Source organism: Synechococcus sp. FACHB-909, from assembly GCF_014698945.1.
In the GTDB taxonomy this organism is placed as follows: domain Bacteria; phylum Cyanobacteriota; class Cyanobacteriia; order PCC-6307; family Cyanobiaceae; genus Cyanobium.
Window position 1 is genome coordinate 40489 of record NZ_JACJTY010000009.1, and the last position, 21956, is coordinate 62444.

The window sequence follows — 21956 nt, forward strand, 5'->3', positions numbered from 1 at the left end:
GGGCTGGGCCTCATTCCGCCACGGCCGGACCTTCGGCCCGGCGCGGATCCACCGTCCCCAGGCTGCCGCCCCCCGCCAGCACCTCAACGCTGTTGGCCGCCCCCATGGCCGGGGCCTGGCGGACGCTGTGGCCCATGGCCTCCAGCAGGCGGCGGCTGTCGGGGCTGAGACCCTCCTCCGCATCGATCCGGTCGGGCCAGAGCTGGCTGTGGATGCGGGGGGCGGCCACGGCACCGGCCAGGTTGAGGCCGTGCACCATCCGGTTGAGCAGCACCTGGAGGATGGTGGTGATGATGCGGCTGCCGCCGGGGCTGCCGGTGGCGAGCCAGGGGCGGCCATCGGGGCGGAACACCAGGGTGGGGGCCATCGAGCTGAGCGGGCGCTTGCCCGGTGCGATGGCGTTGGCCGTCCCCTGGCGCAGACCGAAGGCGTTGGCGCTCCCCGGGAGGGCGGTGAAGTCGTCCATCTCGTTGTTGAGCAGGAAGCCCGCCCCCGGGACAGAGATGCCGTTGCCGTAGGGGAAGTTGAGGGTGGTGGTGAGGGCCGCCAGGCCGCCCTGCCGGTCGGCCACTGAGAGGTGGGTGGTGTTGGTGCCTTCCGTGGCGGCGGCCGCCTCCAGCGCCGGGGCCGGGGTGTGGCGACGGGGATCGATGCGGCGGCGCAGGCGATCGAGGTGGGCCGGCGACAGCAGCCGTTCCACCGGCACCGGCACCTGGTCGGGGTCGCCGAGCAGGGCATTGCGGTCGCGGTAGGCCAGGTTCATGGCCTCGGCCATGGGATGGAGGCTGGCAGCGGCATTCAGGCCGGTGGCCGCCAGGTCGAAGGGCTCGAGGATCCCCAGCAGCTGCAGCAGGGTGAGCCCGCCGCCGGGCGGCGGCATCGAGAGCACCGGATGGCCGCGGAACTCGCGGCGCAGGGGCCGCACCAGCCGGGCGCGGTAGGCGCGCAGATCGCCGTGGGTGATCAGGCCGCCACCCCGCTCCATGGCGCCCACCAGGGCGTCGGCCACCGGCCCTGTGTAGAAGCCCCGCTCCCCCTCGGCGGCGATACGCCGCAGGCTGGCCGCCAGCTCGCCCTGGCGCAACACGGTGCCCGGGACCGGCGGCGGCAGGAACAGGCGGCGGGAGACCGGATCGGCCTGCAGCCGCGGAGCGGCGGCGGCCAGGGAATCGCCCAGCTCACGGCTCACCGGGAAGCCCTGGGCCGCCAGCCGGATCGCCGGCGCCATCACCTGGGCCAGGGGCAGCCGGCCGTAACAGCGCTGGGCCAGGACCAGGCCGGCGACGCTGCCGGGCACGGCGGTGCTGAGCAGGCTGCGGGTGGCGCGGGTCCGGTCCACCTGGCCGTCGGGGCCGAGGAACATGGTGGCCGTGGCCGCCGCCGGGGCCGTCTCGCGGAAGTTCACCGCCACCGCCGTACCGCCGCCGATGGCCAGCTCGGGCCCGCTCGCTTGCATGCCGGCGGGTGCCCCGTCCAGGCAGCCTCGCTCCCGCGCCGGCGAGGGGCCGGGGAGCCAGAGCAGCAGGAAGCCGCCGCCGCCCAGGTTGCCGGCCTGGGGCAGGGTGACCGCCAGGGCGAAGGCGGTGGCCACCGCCCCATCCACCGCATTGCCCCCCTGGCGCAGGATCGCCGCCCCCGCCGCCGAGGCCAGAGGCTCCTGGGCCGCCACCAGCCCCCGGGCCGACCACTGGGGCCGGAAGCGCTGCTCCCCCTCCAGCAGCACGTTGCTCTCCGCGGCGGCGGGCGGCGCCGGTGCCTGGGCCAGCGCCCCCGGCCCGGGGGCCGCCGCCGCCAGCAGCAGCACCGCACCGGCGGCTCCCTGGCGAACCATGCTCACAGCGAGGCTCCCGCGCCACCGGCATCCGGGGCACCGAAACCGCCCCCCCCGGGGGTGGCGATCTCCAGCAGGTCGCCCGGCTGCACGGCCACCTGGTCGCAGCCAGCCAGCTCCTGCAGGCGGCCATCGACCCGCTCCAGCCGGTTGCGCCCCACGGCCCCATCGCCACCACCGGCCAGGCCGAAGGGGGGCACCCGGCGGGAGCCCGAGAGGATGGCGACGGTCATCGGCGCCAGGAAGCGCAGCCGCCGCACCACCCCGTCCCCGCCGCTCCAGCGGCCGGCACCGCCGCTGCCGCGGCGGATGGCAAAGCCCTCCAGCCGCACCGGGAAGCGGTCTTCGAGGATCTCCGGGTCGGTGAGGCGCGAGTTGGTCATGTGGTTCTGCACCGCGCTGGCGCCGGCGAAACCGCCGCCATCCGCCAGCACCCCGGCGCCGGTGCCGCCGCAGATGGTCTCGTAGTACTGGCGCTGGGCATCGCCGAAGCTGAGGTTGTTCATCGTGCCCTGGGCCGCCGCCATCACCCCCAGGGCCCCGAACAGGGCGTTGGTGACCGCCTGGGAGGTTTCCACGTTGCCGGCCACCACCGCCGCCGGCGGCAACGGGTGCAGCAGGCACCCCTGGGGCACGACCAGCTCGATCGGTTCGAAGCAACCGGCGTTGAGCGGGATCGGGCGGCCCACCAGGCAGCGGAAGACGTAGAGCACCGCCGCCTTGGTGATCGCCAGCGGGGCGTTGAAGTTGCCATCCAGCTGGGGGGAGGTGCCGCTGAAGTCGATGCGGGCCCGGCGGGCGGCCCGGTCGATGCGGACGGCCACGACGATGCGGCTGCCGTTGTCGAGCTCGACGCTGTGGTCGCCGTCGCTGAAGCGGGCGATCGCGTCTCCCACAGCCTCGGCCGCGTTGGCCAGCACGTGGCCCAGGTAAGCGCTGACCTCCCCGGTGCCATCACGGCTCAGCAGCCGCTGCAGTTCGCTCTCCCCCAGCCGGTTGGCGGCCACCTGGGCCTGCAGATCGGCCAGCAGCTGGTCGGGGTTGCGCACCGGGTGGGGGCCGGCGGCCAGCCGCTCACGCCAGGCGTCCGCATCGAACTGGCCCTGGCGCAGCAGCGGCACGTGGCGCAGCAGCAGCCCCTCCTCCTCGATCCGACGGCTGAAGGGGGGCATCGAGCCCGGGGTGAGGCCGCCCACGTCGGCATGGTGCCCACGGCAGGCCACGAACAGCAGCGGCGCCGCCCCGCCCTCGGGGGGGAACACCGGCGTGATCACGGTGATGTCGGGCAGGTGGGTGCCGCCGTCGAAGGGGTCGTTGGCGGCGTAGGCATCGCCCGGCGCCAGGGGCGGCAGGCTGCCGGCGGCCACGGCGGCCAGCAGGCTGGCGACGCTGTCGCCCATCGAGCCGAGGTGCACGGGGATGTGGGGGGCATTGGCCACCAGCCGGCCGGCGCCATCGAACAGGGCGCAGGAGAAGTCGAGCCGCTCGCGGATGTTCACCGAGCGGCTGCACTGGCGCAGCCGTTCTCCCATCTGCTCGGCGATGGCGGCAAAACGATGGTTGTAGAGCTCCAGCCGCACCGGATCCACCGCCTGGTCGCTGCTGGTGGCCAGGGACGCTCCGACGGGTGGCGCCTGCCGCTCCAGCAGCAGCTCACCCCCCGCCAGCACCCTGCCGCGCCAGCCTGGCTCCAGCACCGTGGTGCCCGTGGGCTCCACCACCAGGGCTGGCCCCGCGATCTGCTGGCCCGCCGCCAGCTGCTCCCGGCGCCAGAGGGGCACCTGGCGCCAGACCATCCCGGCGCCGCTGCCCCCGCCGTGCTCGTCCTGCAGGCACAGCGGCACCCATTCAGAGGGCTCGGGCGGATCCGCCGCCTCAGGCAGTTCAGCGGTCCTGGTAGCGGGCTGCGGGTTCTCGGGGGCTGGAGAACCCACCTCCACCTGCAGCCGCTCCACCACCAGCGGCTCGTCCGGCACCACGAATCCGAAGCGCTGCCGGTGGCGGGCCTCGAAACCCTTACGCAGCGCCAGCACCCCTTCGGGCGAACCGGCGGGCCAGGGCAGTTCCAGCCCCTGGTCGCTGCCGCGGTAGCGCAGCTCCAGACGGGCCTGCCAGCGCGGCGCCACGCCGGGCGCCAGATCACCGCTGGTGCGCAGCTCGGCGGTGGCTTGGGCCAGCAGCGCCTCGATCTGCCGCTCCAGCTGGGTAAGCAGGGCCGGCTCGAGGGGCTGGCGCAGGGTGCGCTCCCGCAGCAGGGAGGGGCGGGCCAGGCCGATGCCGTAGGCCGAGAGCACCCCGGCCAGGGGATGGAGCAGCACCCGGGTGAGGCCGAGGGCATCGGCCAGGGGGCAGGTGAGCTGGCCGCCGGCGCTGCCGAAGGTGACGAGCACGGCGCCACGCAGGTCGTGGCCCCGCTGGATCGAGATGCGCCGGATCGCCTCGGCCATGCGCTCGATGGCGATCGTCAGCGCCCCCTGGGCCGCCACCTCCGGCCCGGCCACCCCCAGCTGGCGGGCCAGGGCCTCGAAGCGCTCGACCACCACCTCCCGATCGGCCGGCTGGTCGCCGCCGGGGCCGAACAGGCGCGGCAGCGCGTCCACAGGCAGCCGGCCCAGCAGCAGGTTGGCGTCGGTGATCGCCAGGGGACCCCCGCGGCCGTAGCAGGCGGGGCCGGGGTTGGCGCCGGCCGACCGGGGACCCACCTGCAGGCGCCCGTCCCGCACCTGCAGCACCGAGCCGCCGCCCGCCGCCACCGTGTGGATCGGCAGCATCGGTGCCAGCAACCGCAGGCCGTCGATCTCGGTGTCGTTGCTGCGCTCCCAGGCCGCCTCGCCGCGGCTGCCATCGAAGTGGAAGACGTCACTGGAGGTGCCGCCCATGTCGAAGCCGAGGATCGGGCCATCACCGAATCCGGCCGCCTCCGCCACCGCGACGGCCGCCACCATGCCGCCGGCGGGGCCGGAGAGGATCGTGTCCTTGGCCTGGAGCAGGGCGGGGGCCCGGAGGGCCCCGGCGGAGGTCATCACCCGCAGCGGGATGGCCGCCCCGATGGCGGCGCGCACCTGATCGAGATAGGCGCCAAGCACGGGGCCCAGGGAGGCCTCCAGCACGCTGGTGTCGAGGCGGGGCACCAGCCGGGGCTGGCGGCTGAGCTGGTGGGAGAGCACCACCGGGCCGAAACCCTTCGTGGCCAGCCATGCCCCCAGGGCCTGCTCGTGGGCCGGGTGGCGACCGGCATGGAGCAGGGCCACCGCCACGCTGCCGAAGCCGTCGGAGCGGGCCTGGGCCAGGGTCTCCTCCAGATCCGCATCCAGCTGCAGGGGCTCCAGTTCCACCCCATCAGCCGCCAGCCGGCCGCCCACTTCGACCACCCGCAGGGGCGGGGGCTCGGGCCGCCGGATCTCCAGGGCAAAGAGGTCGGGGCGGTGCTGGTCGCCGATGCGCTGCAGGTCGGCGAAGCCGCGCGTCACCAGCAGCAGCACCGGCGCCCCCCGGCGCTCCAGCAGGGCGTTGGTGGCCACGGTGGTGCCCAGCCGCAGCTCCGATACGAGGCCGGGGGGGATGGGCTGGTCCGGCGTCAGCTCCAGCAGCTCCCGCAGGGCGGCCACGGCGGGATCCTGCGGAGCGGTGCCATCGGCCGGGCGCGGCGGATCGGAGAGGCGCTTGCGCACCAGCAGCTCGCCCGTCGGCCTGCGGGCCACCACATCGGTGAAGGTGCCGCCGCGGTCGATCCAGAAGCGCCAGCCAGTCGCCACGGGCGTCACGCCGGTGGAACCGGGTCGGGCGGGGAGGGAAGCGATGGGTCCGGCAGCTCAGGGGCCCTCCCAGAATGAACGTTGCGCTGCGGCCTGAAAAGACGCCGCCGGGATGTCACCAGGAACGCATGAAGATGTCATCAGGATGACATCAGCGTCATCCTGATGACACAGGCTTCCCCCCAGGAAAGCGATCCGGGAGATTCGATAGTTATAAATTTTTATTACAAGCCTTTTTTCCGCGGAACCGCTATAGGGATTCAGATTAGGCTTTGGTGAAATTTCTTTCATGCGAGATTCAGGCCAATGGCTGTCTCGACCTATGTTGTGAATTTCACCGGCCTGCTGACGGAGCCGGGGGAACAGCAGGTCTTCACCTTTGATGGTGTCATCGGCGACAGAATCGCCTTCGACGGCATCGACGCCGATCCGGTCTTCGAGAACATCTCCTACAGCCTGATCGACCCTTCCGGGGCCACGATCTTCACCAACTTCGGCCACACCGCCGACACGGCCCCGGCCACCCTCACCCTCAGCGGGACCTACCAGATCGTCATCCGAGGCGACGCCAGCACCACCGGCGACTACAACTTCAGCCTGCTCAAGCTCAATCAGGCCCCCATCCTCCCCCTGGGCGCCACGGTCACCGATGCCCTTACCCCGGGGATCAGGAGCAATGTCTATCGTCTGAACGGCACCAAGGGCCAGCGTCTCCAGTTCGACAGCCTGCTCGCGCCCCCCACCAGCACCACCTGGGTTCTCTACGGCCCCGGCAATCAGGCGCTCAACTCCTCCGGCACCTCCAGCGGCACAGATTTCAGCGTCACGCTGCCCGCCGATGGCGAGTACTACCTGGTCTTCGATGGCACCAATGCCACCGCCAGCGTCAGCTACAGCTTCCAGGTCAACGACATCAGTGATCCACCGCCGGCTGCCCCCACCGCCTTCCCTTTCAGCCAATCGGGGTCGGTGAGCGGATCTCCCGTTGATTTCACCTTCACGGCGGCCGCCGGAACCCTGCTCTACTTCGACAGCCTCGATCAGGACGGCGATGCGGTCAACTTCAGCATCCTCGAGCCGGGGGGCGCCAGCATTGGCTCCGACAACGCCAGCAACGACTCCGTCAGGGTGCTGCCGCGTGCAGGCACCTATACGGTGCGCCTCACCGGCACCGGTGATTTCAATTTCCGGCTTCTCGATCTGGCCGTCAACGCCACGGCGCTGACCCTGGGAAGCACCGTCACCGAGACCGTGACCCCCACTTCAGGAGCACGGATCTTCAGCTTCAGCGGCGCCGTGGGGCAACGGCTTTTCTATGACGCCCTCGAGCAGGACTTCGACAGCGTTCAGACGTATCTGATCGGCCCCAGCGGCAATACTCTCAGCAGCCTCTTCTTCGTCAACGCCTCCAACGACAGCGACGTCTTCACCCTCAGCGAGTCCGGCACCTACTACCTCGTTCAGCAATCCACCGCGCAGACGACGACGGATTTCAGTTTCCGGTTGCTGCAGCCACCGGCCACGGATCTGGCCTTCGATACGGCCACCAGCAGCACCCTGGTCCCCCTCGGAACCGAGCTGTACCGCTTCACCGGCACGGCAGGCCAGCGCCTCGTCTTCGACAGCCAGTCACCATCGGCGTCCAGTGCCAGCGTGCTGCTGCGTGGTCCCAACGGTGACGCAATCACCAGCGGCAACCTCGCGTCTGACTTCGAGATCACGCTGACGCGCACGGGCAGCCACATTCTCTACATCGACAGCACCAGCACGAGCAGCCTTCCCTACAGCTTTCAGCTCGTCACCCCCACTACCACCAGCACACCGCTGACCCTGGGCAGTGCCGTCAACGGCTCGATCACCGAACTGGGCGAGCAGGACCTCTACACCTTCACCGGCACCGCCGGGCAGCGCCTGCTTTTCGACGCCACGGTCAACAACAGCAGGGCCTTCTTTGCCACCCTGCGCAGCCCCAGCGGCGCCCTGGTGATCAATTCTGCCGATACCGATTTCGACAGCAGCCTGGTCACCCTCACCGAAACCGGCACCTATCAGCTGTCCATCGAAGGCCAGGTCGGCAGTGCCACCAGTACGGGCAACTACAACTTCCAGTTGATCGATGCCTCGGCCGCACAGACCCTCCCGCTGGATACCGACACCCCCGGCACTCTCACCCCTGGGGCTGAGAGTGAGTTCTACCGCTTCACAGCAGCGGCAGGCCAGCGTTTCGCTTTCGACAACATCAGCGGCACCGGTCCGACCGTTCGCGTCTTCGATGCCGGCAACACCCAGATCGGCAACGGCTCCCTCGGCTTCGACTTTGAGTTCACGACGCCGGAAGCCGGCACCTATCTGCTCCAGATCGACGGCAACGGTTTTGCCACCAGTCCCGTCAGCTACAGCTTCAGGCTGGTCACCCCCACCACCACCAGCACGGTGCTGAGCCTGGGCAGTGTCGTCAGCGGCTCGATCGGTGAACTGGGCGAGCAGGACATCTACACGTTCGCTGGCACCGCGGGTCAGCGCCTGCTGTTCGACGCCACCGTCAACAACGCCAGGGTCCTCTTCGCCACCCTGCGCAGCCCCAGCGGGGCCCTGGTGATCAATTCTGCCGACACCGATTTCGACAGCGGCCTGGTCACCCTCACGGAGACCGGCACCTATCAGCTGCTCGTCGAGGGCCTGGTCGGCAATGCCAACAGCACGGGCAGTTACGACTTCCAGCTGATCGATGCCGCCGCCGCACCCGTCCTCACCCTGGACACCGAGACCGCAGGAACGTTGACCCCTGGGGCGAAGAGTGATTTCTATCGCTTCACCGCCGCGGCGGGCCAGCGGTTCGCCTTTGATGCCATCACCGGCACAGGCCCGAGCTTCCGGGTCTTCGATGCCGGCAACACACAGATCTTCTCTGGCTCCATCGGCTTTGACTATGAGTTCACCACGCCGGAGGCCGGCACCTACCTGCTCCAGATCGAGGGGAACAGCAACACCACCACTCCCGTCAGTTACAGCTTCCAGCTCGTCACCCCCACCACCACCAGCACGCCTCTGACCCTGGGCAGTGTCGTCAGCGGCTCGATCACCGAACTGGGCGAGCAGGACATCTACACCTTCAGCGGCACAGCCGGCCAGCGACTCTTCTTCGACGCCACGGTCAACAACACCAGAAGCATCCTGGCCACTCTGCGTAGTCCCAGCGGGACCTCCCTCAGTTTCCTGGACGCCGATTCCGACGGCAGTCTGATCACCCTCACCGAACCTGGCACCTATCAGCTGATCGTCGAAGGCCAGGTCGGCGTTGCCAACAGCACGGGCGACTACGACTTCAAGCTCATCGATGCCAGCAATGCCCCCCTGATCACCCTGGGCACGGCCATCACCGGCACCCTCAGCCCAGGGAGAGAATCGGATTTCTATCGCATCTCCGGCACCGCGGGCCAGCGGCTCACTTTCGACAGCCTGGCCGCCGCGACGGGGGCCAACTGGCGTCTGTTCGACCCCAGCAACGTGACGGTGGCGGGATCCAGCGTTGGTGCCGGCACGGATTTCACGGCCTTTCTGGATGCCACCGGCACCTACCTGCTGCAGATCGACGGCAGCAGTGCCAGCGATGTCAGCTACAACTTCAATGTAACGGGCACCATCGACCCGCCGCCCGCCGCACCCACCGCCTTCCCCTTCAGCCAATCGGGGACGGTATCCGGATCTCCGGTCGATTTCACAATCACCGCAGCCGCCGGCAAACTGCTCTATGTCGACAGCCTGGATCCGGATTTTGACAGTGTTTCCCTGCAGATTCTCGATCAGGGCAATGCCAACACCGCCATCTACTCCGCCAATGCCGGAAGTGATTCAGGTGGGGGTTTCGCTCTGCCGCGTTCGGGAAGCTACACCGTCAGGATCAACGGAACCGGTGACTACAACTTCCGGATCCTCGATCTGAGCGCCAATGCCACGCCGCTCACCCTCGGCGCCGCCTCCAGCGGTCCCCTGGCGGCCGCTGCCACACAGATCTTCAGCTTCAGCGGCAGCGCAGGCCAGCGGCTCTACTTTGACGCGCTCGAAGAAGATAACGACTCCATCAACCTGGTGCTGCTGCGCCCCGATGGAAGCTCGGTGCTCAGCAGCAGTGGGGAAGCGGACAGCTTTCCGACCTTCAGCCTCACGGAACCGGGCGCCTACCACCTGCTGCTGATCAACAATGCAACGACAGCGGCCGACTTCAACTTTGTTCTGAGGGATGTGGCCGCCGCCACGGCTCTGCCCTTCGACACCGTCACCAACGGCAGCCTTTCCCCCGGCCAGGAAACCGACCTCTTCCGCTTCACCGGCACGGCCGGCCAGCGACTCGTGTTCGACAGCCAGACCGCCGGATTCCCCAACGCCACCTGGCGGGTCATCGGACCGGCCAACCAGTCCGTGGCTAACCAGAACATCAGCACCGACCTGGAGCTGAACCTCACCGCCGATGGCACCTACGTCCTGGCGATCGATGGCTCCAGCACCACCACGGTCAACTACGGCTTCAGCCTGATCACCCCCTCCACCACCACAACCGCCCTCAGCCTCAACAGCCCCGTCTCCAGCTCACTGAGCGAGATGGGAGAGCGGGACATCTACACCTTCACCGGAACGGCGGGCCAGCGGCTCTACTACGACGCCCTCACCAGTGACTTCACCAGGAGCTTCCCCGTTCGCCTGATCGACCCAACCGGCGACATCGGTCTGCTGAACCAGCAGCACTACTTCGACAGCAACACCCCCTTCACCCTCACCGAAACCGGCACCTACCAGCTGCAGCTCGAGAGCACCTCCTCCTTCTCCCTCGACACCGGCGCCTACAGCTTCCAGCTGCTTGATCTGGCCGCCGCCACAGTGCTGCCCTTCGACACCGTCACCAACGGCACCCTTTCCCCCGGCCAGGACACCGATCTCTACCGCTTCAACGGCACGGCCGGCCAGCGACTCGTCTTCGACAGCCAGACCCCCGGATTCCCCTCCGTCAGTTGGCGACTCTTCGGACCGGGCAACCAATCCCTGGCCAACCAGAACATCACCAGCGACCTGGATCTCACCCTGAGCGCCGATGGCACCTACGTCCTGGCGATCGATGGAGCCAGCGCCACCAACGTCAACTACAGCTTCAGTCTGGTCACCCCCACCACCTCCACCACCGCCCTCAGCCTCAACAGCCCCGTCTCCAGCTCGCTCGCCGAAATCGGCGAACGGGACATCTACACCTTCACCGGATCGGTGGGCCAGCGGCTCTACTACGACGCCCTCACCAACGACACCAGCAAGAGCTTCCCCGTTCGCCTGATCGATCCCACCGGCGACATCGTCTTTCTCAACCAGCAGCACTACGCCGACAGCAACACGCCCTTCACGCTCACCGAGGCCGGCACCTACCAGCTGCTGGTTGAGAGCACAGCGACCTTCTCCCTCGACTCGGGCGCCTACAGCTTCCAGCTGCTCGATGTCGCCGCCGCCACTGCTCTCAATTTCGACACCGTCACCAACGGCACCCTTTCCCCCGGCCAGGACACCGATCTCTACCGCTTCACCGGCACGGCCGGCCAGCGGCTCGTCTTCGACAGCTTGACCCCCGGATTTCCCTCCGCCGCCTGGCGTCTCTTCGGACCGACCAACCAATCCCTGGTCAACCAGAACATCACCACCGATCTGGAGCTGAACCTCACCGCCGATGGCACCTACATCCTGGCCATTGATGGGGCCAGCGCCACCAGCGTCAACTACAGCTTCAACCTGATCACCCCGACGTCCGCCCGAACCGGTGCGCCCAACATCATCGTCGCCGACCGCACAGGGAACACCAACACGCCGATTCCGCTCAACATCGCCGCCAGCTTCGCGGCCAGCGATGGCAATGATCAGCGCAGCATCCTGATCTCCGGCGTGCCCAGCGGAGCTCTCCTCTCAGCGGGGACCAACAACAACAACGGCACCTGGACCCTGACGCCCGCCCAGCTCGCAGGGCTGACCATCACGGTGGCCAATGCCGCCAACTTCGCGCTCACCGTGACGGCCACCAGCGCCGAAACGACCGGTGACACGGCCACCACCACGGCCACGTTCTCCGTCATCGTCAACGTCGCCACCGGCATCACCGTCACCCCAACCTCGGGCCTGGTCACGACAGAAGCCGGCGGCAGCGCCACCTTCACCGTGGTGCTCGACAGTCAACCCACGGCGAACGTCACCGTCGGCATCGCCAGTTCCGACGCCACCGAAGGCAGCACCAACGTTTCCTCGCTCACCTTCACGCCGGCTAACTGGAACGTCGCCCAGACCGTGATCGTCACCGGCGTCGATGACCCTGCCATCGATGGCACGGTGGCCTATTCGATCGTCACCGCGGCGGCCACCAGCAGCGACCCCAACTACAACGGCTTCAACGCCGCTAACGTCAGTGTCTCCAACACGGACAACGACACCGCGGGGGTCACGGTTGCGCCCACCGGTGGGTTGTTCACATCGGAGGGCGGCGGCACGGCCGGCTTCAGCGTGCGCCTCACCAGCCAGCCGTCGGCCAACGTCAGCATCAGTATCGCCAGTTCGGACAGCACCGAAGGCTCCACCAACGCTTCTTCCATCACCTTCACCCCGGCCAACTGGAATGTCTTCCAGTTCGTTACAGTCACAGGCGTCGATGAGGGCGTTGTGGATGGAAATATCGTCTACACGATTCTCACTGGGGCGACCACCAGCACTGACACCAACTACAGCGGGCTTGCCGTCGCCGATGTCGGTGTCACCAACGTTGACAACGACGCCGCTTCCTTCTCGATCAGCGACGTCTCCATCACCGAGGGCAACAGCGGCACCACCACCGCCGTCTTCACCGTCACCCTCAGCAATGCCGTCGCCGGTGGGGCTTCGGTTTCCTACGCCACCGCCAACGGTACCGCCATCGCCGGTACTGATTACGTCGCCACCTCCGGCACCCTCAACTTCACCGGCACCGCCGGTGAACAGCGCACCGTCTCCGTCACCATCAACGGCGACACCACGATCGAATCCGACGAGTTCTTCGTCCTTAACCTCTCCTCGCCAACCAACGGCGTCACCCTCGCGGATACCCAAGGCGTCGGCACCATCACCAATGATGATGCGGCTCCCGTCCCCGTCGTCACTCTGGCTGTGTCTCCGGGCAGCGTGACGGAGAACGGAGTAACGAACCTCGTCTATACCTTCTCCCGCACCGGCGACACCACCAATTCCCTTGTCGTCAACTACTCCATTGGCGGCACCGCCACAGGCGGCACCGATTACGGCCTGATCCCCGCTTCCGTCACCTTCGCCGCCGGTTCCGCCACCGCCAGCGTCACCGTCGATCCCACCGGGGACACCCAGCTGGAGCCCAACGAAACCGTTGCCCTCACCCTCACTGCCGATCCCGCCTACACCATCGGCACCGCTGGCGCCGTCACCGGCACCATCACCAACGACGACGCCGCCTCCTTCTCCATCAGCGACGTTTCCATCACCGAGGGCAACAGCGGCACCACCACCGCCGTTTTCACCGTCACCCTCAGCAATGCCGTCGCCGGTGGCGCCTCCGTCAACTACGCCACTGCCGATGGCACCGCCACCGCTGGCTCCGACTACCTCGCCGCCTCCGGCACCCTCAACTTCGCAGGCACCCCGGGCGAAACCCAGACCGTCTCCGTCACCATCAACGGCGACACTGCCTTCGAGCCCAACGAATCCTTCTTCCTCAACCTCTCGGCCCCCACCAACGGCGTCACCATCGCCGACTCCCAGGGACTCGGCACCATCACCAATGACGATGCCGCTCCACTCCCCGTCGTCACCCTCGCCGTCTCACCTGCCAGCGTCACAGAAAACGGAACAACGAACCTCGTCTATACCTTCACCAGAACCGGCGCCACCACCAACCCCCTCACCGTCAACTACGCCATCAACGGCACCGCCACCAATGGCACTGATTACGGCCTGATCCCCACCTCCGTCACCTTCGCTGCCGGCTCGGCCACCGCCACCGTCACCGTTGATCCCACCGCTGACGCGATCCTCGAGCCCGACGAAACCGTCTCCCTCACCCTCACGGCCGATCCCGCCTACGTCGTCGGTACAACCACCACCATCACCGGCACCATCGCCAACGACGACGCCGCCTCCCTCTCCATCAGCGATGTCAGCCTCACCGAGGGGGATGCCGGCACCAAGATCGCCGTCTTCACCGTCACCCTGAACCAGGCCGTCGCCGGTGGAACTTCCGTTACCTACGCCACCGCCAACGGCACCGCCACCGCAGGCTCCGACTACGTCGCCACCTCCGGCACGCTCAACTTCACCGGCACCAGCGGTGAAACCCAGACCATCTCCGTCACCATCAACGGGGAGAGCAGGGTCGAACTCAACGAAACGTTCTTCCTCAACCTCTCCACCCCCACCAACGGCGTCACCCTCGCCGACGGTCAAGGCCTCGGCACCATCACCAACGACGATACCGCCAGCCTGAGTATCAACAACGTCAGCAGGGTGGAAGGCAACAGCGGCATCACCAGCTTCGTCTTCGATGTCACCCTCAACAACGCCGTTGATGTTCCTCTCAGCGTTGGCTATGCCACCGCCAATGGCACCGCCACCCTTGCCAACAACGACTACCAGGCCGCCAATGGCACCTTGAACTTCGTCGGCACGGCCAGTGAAACCCAGCAGATCACCGTCAATGCCCTGGGCGACACCACGGTCGAGGCCAACGAAACCTTCGTCGTCAACCTCAGCAACCTGCAGGCCTCCGGACGGAACGTCACCCTCGCCAACGCCCAGGCCACAGGCACCATCACCAACGACGACGGTGCCTCCTTCTCCATCAACGACGTCTCCGTCACCGAGAGCAACAGCGGCACCAAGACCGCCGTTTTCTCCGTCACCCTCAACAACGCCGTCAGCGGTGGCTCCTCCGTCAGCTACGCCACTGCCAACGGAACCGCTACCGCCGGCTCCGACTACCTCGCCACTTCCGGCACCCTCACTTTCGCAGGCACCGCCGGCGAAACCCAGACCATCTCCGTCACCATCAACGGCGACACCGCCTTCGAACCCGACGAGACCTTCTTCCTCAACCTCTCGGCCCCCACCAACGGCGTCACCATCGCCGACTCCCAGGGCCTCGGCACCATCACCAATGACGACCCTGCTCCCCTGCCCGTCGTCACCCTCGCCGTCTCCCCCGCCAGCGTCACGGAGAACGGTGCAACGAACCTCATCTATACCTTCACCAGAACAGGCGCCACCACCAATCCACTCACCGTCAACTACGCCATCAACGGCACCGCCTCCAATGGCACCGATTACGGCCTGATCCCCGCCTCCGTCACCTTCGCTGCCGGTTCCGCCACCGCCTCCGTCACCGTTGATCCCACCGCTGACGCGATCCTCGAACCCAACGAAACCGTCTCCCTCACCCTCACGGCCGATCCCGCCTACGTCGTCGGTACCACCACCGCCGTCACCGGCACCATCACCAACGACGACGCCGCTTCCTTCTCCATCAGCGATGTCTCCATCTCCGAGGGCAACAGCGGCACCAAGACCGCCGTGTTCACCGTCTCCCTGAGCCAGGCCGTCGCCGGTGGGGCTTCCGTCTCCTACGCCACCGCCAACGGCACAGCCACCGCCGGCTCCGATTACCTCGCCGCCTCCGGCACCCTCACCTTCACAGGTACCGCCGGCGAAACCCAGACCGTCTCCGTCACCATCAACGGCGACACCACCTTCGAACCCGACGAGACCTTCTTCCTCAACCTCTCGGCCCCCACCAACGGCGTCACCATCGCCGACTCCCAGGGACTCGCCACCATCACCAATGACGATCCCGCTCCACTCCCCGTCGTCACCCTCGCCCTCTCACCTGCCAGCGTCACAGAAAACGGAACAACGAACCTCGTCTATACCTTCACCAGAACCGGCGCCACCACCAACCCCCTCACCGTCAACTACGCCATCAACGGCACCGCCACCAATGGCACTGATTACGGCCTGATCCCCACCTCCGTCACCTTCGCAGCCGGCTCGGCCACCGCCACCGTCACCGTTGATCCCACCGGCGACAGTGACGTTGAACCGGATGAAACCGTCAGCCTCACCTTGCTGGCCAATGCGGCCTACGCCATCAGCAACACCGGGGCCGTCACGGGCACCATCACCAATGACGACGTCGGCAACAGAGCTCCGGTGTTCGTCGCGGACCCGGCCAAAACCATCCGGCCCGGCCAGACCGCCACCTTCACCGGCGCCAGCCTCGTGGCCAACGACACCGACCCGGATGGCAATCCCCTCTCGGTGAGCCAGTTCTTCACTGCCACCAGCCAGGGCGGTTCCGTTGCCAACACCGGCTTCGACACCTTCACCTACACCCCTGCCGCCGGCTTCACTGGCACAGACATCTTCTCCTACGTGGTCTCCGACGGTGCCGGCGGCTTCACCAATGCCACCCTCGCCATCAACATCGTCAATAGCGCTCCGGTGTTCGTCGCCGACCCCGCGATCACCATCCGGCCAGGGCAGACCGCCACCATCAACGGCGCGACGCTCCTTGGTAATGACACCGATCCCAATGGCGATCCCCTCTCGATCAGCCAGTTCTTCACTGCCACCAGCCAGGGCGGTTCCGTCGCCAACACCGCCTTCGACACCTTCACCTACACCCCGGCCGCCGGCTTCACGGGCACCGATACCTTCTCCTATGTGATCTCCGACGGCTTCGGCGGCTTCACCAATGCCACCCTCGCCATCAACGTCGTCAATAGCGCTCCGGTGTTCGTCGCCGACCCGGCGATCACCATCCAGCCCGGGCAGACCGCCACCATCATCGGCGCCAACCTCCTGGCTAACGACACCGATCCCAATGGCGATCCCCTCTCGGTCAGCCAGTTCTTCGCCAACACCAGCCAGGGCGGTTCCGTCGCCAACACCGCCTTCGACACCTTCACCTACACCCCGTCCGCCGGCTTCACGGGCACGGACACCTTCTCGTACGTGATCTCCGACGGCTTCGGCGGATTCACCAACGCGTCCCTTGCCATCAACGTGCAGGCCAAACCGAGGGTCTCCCTGGCGGTATCTCCAGCCAGCGTTGCCGAGAACGGAGCAACGAACCTCATCTATACCTTCTCCCGCACAGGGGCCACCACCAATCCCCTCACCGTCAACTACACCGTCAACGGCACCGCCACCAACGGCAGCGATTACGGCCTGATCGGCAACAGCGTCACCTTCGCCGCTGGGTCGGCCACCGCCACCGTCACCGTCGATCCCACCGGTGACAGCGTCGTTGAGTCCGATGAAACCGTCTCCCTCACCTTGCTGGCGGATGCGGCCTACACGGTCGGCACGGCTGGGGCCGTCACAGGCACCATCACCAATGACGATGCGGGCCAGGTCATCAACGGAACCCGCAACCGGGAGACCCTTACGGGTACCGATGGCGACGACGTGATCACCGGACGCCAGGGGGCCGACACGATCCGCGGCAATGGCGGTGCCGACCGATTCGTCTACACGAGCATCGTCGACGCCGGTGACACGATCATCGACTTCAACAGGGCCCAGGGCGACAAGGTGGATCTCAAAGGGGCGTTGGCCAGCGTGGGGTACACGGGCACCACCCCCATCACCGATGGCTATCTCAGGTTCGTCGGCAGGGGCAGCGACACCCTGCTGCAGATTGATCCCGATGGATCCGGGCTGGCGGCCGCGAGGAACTTCATTCTGTTCAAGAACGTTGACCTGGCCACCCTCAGCCAACCGGACAATTTCATCGTCTGACCGCCCCCCTGCAGGGCATCGCCCTGACCACGTTCCCCATCGCCGAAGTTCGCGCCCGGCCCGGGAGAACTAAAGACCAGATGAGCGCAACTTGAGCTAAGCTGAAAATGATCTCACCCGATCGCCCGCCTTCCCCACCATGACCAGCTCCATCCCCAGACTCGTCCTGCTGACGACAGGCCTGGCACTCGGTGTGGGGCTGGCCCAGCCTGCCCCGCTCAAGGCAGCGGTGGTGGCCTACACCTTCGACATCCTGATTGATTCGGGGCCGCTGCAGCCCAACAGCTACTCCGGCTCGTTCGCCTACGACACAAACACCTTCAACCTCACGTCATTTTCCTTCAATTTTGAGGGTACGCAGTACGACGAGACGGATGATCCTGATGCCTCTGCCGTCTTCGATAACGGTGTCTTCTTGGGGCTGGAGTATTCCGTAGGTTCGTTTCCTCAATTCTCATTTGTCCCCGGATTCTTTGATTCCAGCGACGCCTCCTTTGCCTATGACCTGGAAGCCTCGGCCGGCCGGGGCGGAGCTGGCTCCCTGACCTTCACCCGCATCGGCCGCCCGGATATCTCCGCCGTTCCCGGACCCCTGCCGCTCCTGGGGGCTGCCGCCTGCTTCGGCTATAGCCGCAAGCTCAAGCAGCGGATGAAGATCTCCATCGCTCCCGGTTCGTCCCACAGCCCGATCGACTGACGGAATCCACGGCAACGGTGTTGATCCCTGGCCCAGAATACTCAGACTGATGCCGAATTGCCTTTCGGCTGCATCAGATCTGCATCAGCAGTGAAGATCAGCCAACGCTGACTGCCATGCCAGCCATCTTCTACAAAGATGGAAATAGCGGCGGCGCAGTCACAATGAAAAGGCCGGGTTATCGATCCTATTCATCCATTGCTGTTGGGATCTTTACTGCAATCCTGCTGGCTCCGCAGGCGGCGCTGGCCCTGGATGTCAAGTTCGTGCTCGACGGTGTCATGGGCGTTTTCCGTGGCCTGGAGGCAGGGCAGACCACCGAGGTCCCTCCCGCGGAAGCCTGGCTGACCTTCACCCCGTCGAACAGTGCACCAGAGGGTCTCTACGGCAGGGCACCCATCTGCCAGCTGCCGGATTGTGGCTTCATCTCCGTGGATGCCAGCGGCAGGGATCTCACCAGTCCGGCCCGCTTCCATGGTGTCAACGGGGGCTGGCAACTGTTGATCACGCCCTCACCGTCAGAGCCGTCCGCAGGGGCCGGCTGGCCCCTCCAGGGATCACTGATTTACTGCCCCGGCTATGAAAGCAACGGCGATGCCGACGCGTGTCCGGATCCCACCCCCGACACCGAGCCCCGGACCGGACCGCTGACACCGATGCCCCACGGTGATCCCACCGACGATGCCGTGCCCGGACCCCTGCCCATCCTTGGGGTCGCCGCCGCCTTCCGCTGCAGCCGGCGCCTGAGAAGGAGGCTCCGCGGCCGCCTCAGCGGTAGTTCTCGAACTGCAGCGGCACCTCCAGGTCCTCCGCCCGCAGCAGGGTGATCACCTGCTGGAGGTCATCCTTGTTCTTGCCGGTGACGCGCAGGCTCTCGCCCTGGATCGCCACGGTCACCTTCTTGACCTGATCCCGCACCAGCTTGCTGAGCTTCTTGGCCAGCTCCTGGCTGAGGCCCTTGCGCAGCTTCACCACCTGCTTCACCCGGTTGCCGCCCACCGGCTCGGGGGTCTGCAGGTCGAAGATCTTCAGCGACAGGTTGCGCTTGGTGGCCTTCTGGCGCAGCACATCGACCACTGCATCAAGGGTCATGTCGCTGGCGGTGGTGATCGTCAGGCTGGCCTCCTCCACCTCGATCTCGGTGTTGCTGTCCTTGAGGTCGTAGCGCTGGCCCACCTCCCGGCGCACCTGGTCGACGGCGTTCACCAGCTCCTGGCGGTCGAAGTCGGAGACGACGTCGAAGGAATAGCTGTCGGCCATGGCGCGGGCGAAGGCAAGGCAGCGCCAGCCTAGAAAAGAGACCCCAGCCGCCCCCTACCGATGGCCACCTTCCTGCCCAGCCCCCTCCTGGCGGCCAGCATCGCCCTGCCGGTGCTGCCGGCGGCCGCCGGCGGGCCGTTCGCCTGGTCGCTGGTGCTCTCCGGAGCCGTGGTGGTGCTCAGCCTGATCCCCCTGGGGGCCGCCCGCTCCCAGGCCGACTTCACCCCCTCCGACCTGGCCGCCCCCCGGGCGATGTTCGAGCGGCTGCCGGCCTGGGGCAAGCGGGCCAACTGGGCCCATCAGAACAGCTTCGAGGCCTTCACCCTGCACGCCCCCGCCTGCCTGCTGTGCCTGCTGGTGGCCCCTTCGGTGCTGGCGGCCGCCCCGTGGGTGCCCCTGCTGGCCTGGCTGCACCCTGCCCTGCGTCTGGGCTACATCGGGGCCTACGTGGCCAACATTCCCCCCGTGCGCAGCCTCTGCTGGGCGGGGGGCATTCTCTGCACAGCCCTTCTCTACAGCGAAGGCCTGCGGGCGGTCCTGCGCAGCTGAGGGCAAGGACGGCGGACGGGCCTCAGCTGCCGCCCTTCTCCTGCAGCCCCTTGAGGGCGGCCAACAACGAGGCCGGGCTCTGGGGATCCACCATCAGCACCGATCCCCCGTGGGCGGCCGCCATCTGCTGGCCCATGGCCATCCAGTCCTTGGCCAGCAGCAGTCGCAGCCCCTCGGCCGCCGCCGGATGGGCTTCGATCACGGCCGCCAGCTGGGTGGCTGACTCGGCCCGCGCCTTTGCCAGCAGCAGCTGCTGCTTGGCCTGGGCATCGGCATCGAGCAGCACCGCCTCCTGCTTGGCCTTGGCATCCAGCACCAGGGCCTCGGCCCGACCCCGGGCCGCGTTCACCTGGGACTCCCGCTCCCCTTCGGAGCGCAGGATCGCCGCCCGCTTCTCCCGCTCGGCGGTCATCTGCTGCTCCATCGCCTGCTGCACCCCCTGGGAGGGCTGGATGTCGCGCAGCTCCACCCGGGTCACCTTGACGCCCCAGGGATCGGTGGCCTGATCCAGCTCCTTGAGCAGGGTCTCGTTCACCTCCTGCCGGGTGGTGAAGGTCTGGTCGAGGTCGAGCTTGCCCATCTCGGCCCTGATCTGGGTGAGCACCAGGTTGACCATCGCCGCCTGCAGGTTGTCGACGGCGTAGTAGGCGCGGGCGTGCTCCAGCAGCTGCCAATACACCACCGCATCCACCTCGATCGAGACGTTGTCGCGGGTGATGCACTGCTGGGGGGGGATGTCGAGCACCCGCTCCTTGAGCGATTCGTGGCTCACCACCCGCTCCATGCCGGGGATCACCAGGGACAGGCCGGGGCGCAGCTCGCGGTCGTACTTGCCGAGGCGCTCCACCAGCATCGAGCGGCTGCTGCTGGTGACCTTGATGCCGCTGATGCCCAGACCACCGAGCACCAGGAGCACCGGAATGAGGAGCACTTCCATGCCGGCTTCTTCACTGGCGCCACGCTAGGCAGGATGGGGGCGACGGCCAACCTTCCCGTCGGTTTCGTTGTCCTCGCCTCCGTCCCATCGCCCCCGGCCGATGCCCGCACCCCCGATCCTCTGGCTCGCCCTGGCGGGGGTGCTGCTGCTGCTGGAGCTGGTGGGCGCCGACGGCGACGGCCTGCTGCTGATCGCTGCCGTGGCGGCCCTGCTGCTCACCCTGGTCGCCATCCTGGCGCCGGTGGTGCCGCCCCTCGGCCAGCTGCTCCTCTACGTCGTTCTGGTGGGAACGGGCTACGTCTGGCTGCGGCGCTGGTCGGCCCGCCGCCAGGCCCGCACCATCCCCCCCGGCGCCCGCGCCGAACTGGCGGAGGTGACCACGGCCTTCGACGCCAGCGGCGAGGGCAGGGTGCGCTGGCAGGGCCAGAGCTGGGCCGCCCAGAACCTGGCCCCCGACCAGCTCCTGCCCACCGGTGCCCAGGTGACGGTGATGGGCCGGGAGGGCACACGGCTGCAGGTGCTGCCGCGCCAGGAAAACCTGCTGGGCTGAAACCCGGCGGGCCCGAACCGGGGGCTCAGTCGAAGAACATCAGGCTGACCACCTTGCCCATGTCCTCGGCGGTGCGGCAGCTGGAGAGCAGCGTCTCGCTGTCGTGGAAGGCGTAGCAGATCAGCTGGTCGCAGCGGTTGATGATCTCCTGGTTGCAGAGGCTGCTGGCCATCGGCAGGGGCAGCTCGTCGTTCTCAGGCTTCTCCACCAGGTGCAGCACCCGCTCCAGCTGGCTGCGGGATTCGCCCGGCTGGCGCTCCAGGCTCTGGGGCAGCAGCACGGTGAGCCGGGCCGGATCCACCTCCAGCACGCTGCGGATCACGGCCGCATTGACCCCCTGAGCCCCGGAGGTGATCAGGTTGTGGCCCTCCTGGGCCAGGGAGCGGGCCACCAGCTCCACCAGATGGATCGACACCACCGGCACATGGCGGCTGCCGAGGAAGGCGATTCTGCGTTTGCCCCGGTCCTGGAGCATGGCCAGCTCCTGGGCGAGCGTATCGATCCGGTCCAGGGCCGGAAGATCTAGGGACCGGGTCACCCGTTATCGACAACCAACGAAC

General features: G+C 67.4%; 9 protein-coding genes. 4 read left to right on the forward strand and 5 right to left on the reverse strand.

The features are described from left to right. Window positions 1-10: 10 nt before the first annotated feature. Window positions 11-1831 carry a gamma-glutamyltransferase gene (gene ggt / locus H6G99_RS13915; RefSeq protein ID WP_286191167.1) on the reverse strand — a complete coding sequence of 607 codons (1821 nt, stop codon included), beginning with the start codon at window positions 1829-1831 and terminating at the stop codon, window positions 11-13. Window positions 1832-1833: 2 nt separating this feature from the next. Further along, entirely contained in the window at window positions 1834-5586 is a 3753-nt protein-coding gene (locus tag H6G99_RS13920) for a hydantoinase B/oxoprolinase family protein (RefSeq protein WP_190612121.1), read from the reverse strand. A gap of 327 nt (window positions 5587-5913) precedes the next feature. Between H6G99_RS13920 and H6G99_RS16640 the strand changes: the two genes are divergently transcribed. Together H6G99_RS16640 and H6G99_RS13930 are read left to right on the forward strand one after the other, a co-directional pair. Continuing rightward, on the forward strand, window positions 5914-17403 hold the full coding sequence (locus tag H6G99_RS16640; RefSeq protein WP_190612122.1) for a beta strand repeat-containing protein: 11490 nt from the start codon (window positions 5914-5916) through the stop codon (window positions 17401-17403). Between the two features lie 139 nt (window positions 17404-17542). Then, entirely contained in the window at window positions 17543-18100 is a 558-nt protein-coding gene (locus H6G99_RS13930; RefSeq protein WP_190612123.1) for a hypothetical protein, read from the forward strand. Window positions 18101-18868: 768 nt separating this feature from the next. On the opposite strand, the gene H6G99_RS13935 is transcribed toward H6G99_RS13930, so the two are convergent. Then, complete coding sequence (locus tag H6G99_RS13935; protein ID WP_190612124.1) at window positions 18869-19360, reverse strand: YajQ family cyclic di-GMP-binding protein; 492 nt, start codon at window positions 19358-19360, stop codon at window positions 18869-18871. A 60-nt stretch (window positions 19361-19420) separates the two neighbouring features. Here H6G99_RS13935 and H6G99_RS13940 point away from each other — a divergent pair, with 60 nt between their 5' ends. Beyond that, a complete protein-coding gene (locus H6G99_RS13940; protein ID WP_286191168.1) occupies window positions 19421-19909 on the forward strand; it encodes an MAPEG family protein in 489 nt (162 codons plus the stop codon). Window positions 19910-19931: 22 nt separating this feature from the next. On the opposite strand, the gene H6G99_RS13945 is transcribed toward H6G99_RS13940, so the two are convergent. Next, entirely contained in the window at window positions 19932-20846 is a 915-nt protein-coding gene (locus tag H6G99_RS13945; protein ID WP_190612125.1) for an SPFH domain-containing protein, read from the reverse strand. Between the two features lie 100 nt (window positions 20847-20946). On the opposite strand from H6G99_RS13945, the gene H6G99_RS13950 reads away from it, so the two are divergent. Then, window positions 20947-21396, forward strand: coding sequence for an NfeD family protein (locus tag H6G99_RS13950; protein WP_190612126.1), 450 nt, complete (start codon window positions 20947-20949; stop codon window positions 21394-21396). Between the two features lie 25 nt (window positions 21397-21421). On the opposite strand, the gene H6G99_RS13955 is transcribed toward H6G99_RS13950, so the two are convergent. Continuing rightward, entirely contained in the window at window positions 21422-21934 is a 513-nt protein-coding gene (locus H6G99_RS13955; protein ID WP_094583973.1) for a DNA recombination-mediator protein A, read from the reverse strand. Between the last annotated feature and the right edge of the window lie 22 nt (window positions 21935-21956).

What these genes read in the sequence shown, in the direction of transcription:
- ggt (WP_286191167.1), bottom strand. Translation starts at nt 1,831, where the DNA reads ATGGTTCGCCAGGGAGCCGCCGGTGCGGTGCTGCTGCTGGCGGCGGCG.
- H6G99_RS13930 (WP_190612123.1), top strand. Translation starts at nt 17,543, where the DNA reads ATGACCAGCTCCATCCCCAGACTCGTCCTGCTGACGACAGGCCTGGCA.
- H6G99_RS13935 (WP_190612124.1), bottom strand. Translation starts at nt 19,360, where the DNA reads ATGGCCGACAGCTATTCCTTCGACGTCGTCTCCGACTTCGACCGCCAG.
- H6G99_RS13940 (WP_286191168.1), top strand. Translation starts at nt 19,421, where the DNA reads ATGGCCACCTTCCTGCCCAGCCCCCTCCTGGCGGCCAGCATCGCCCTG.
- H6G99_RS13945 (WP_190612125.1), bottom strand. Translation starts at nt 20,846, where the DNA reads ATGGAAGTGCTCCTCATTCCGGTGCTCCTGGTGCTCGGTGGTCTGGGC.
- H6G99_RS13950 (WP_190612126.1), top strand. Translation starts at nt 20,947, where the DNA reads ATGCCCGCACCCCCGATCCTCTGGCTCGCCCTGGCGGGGGTGCTGCTG.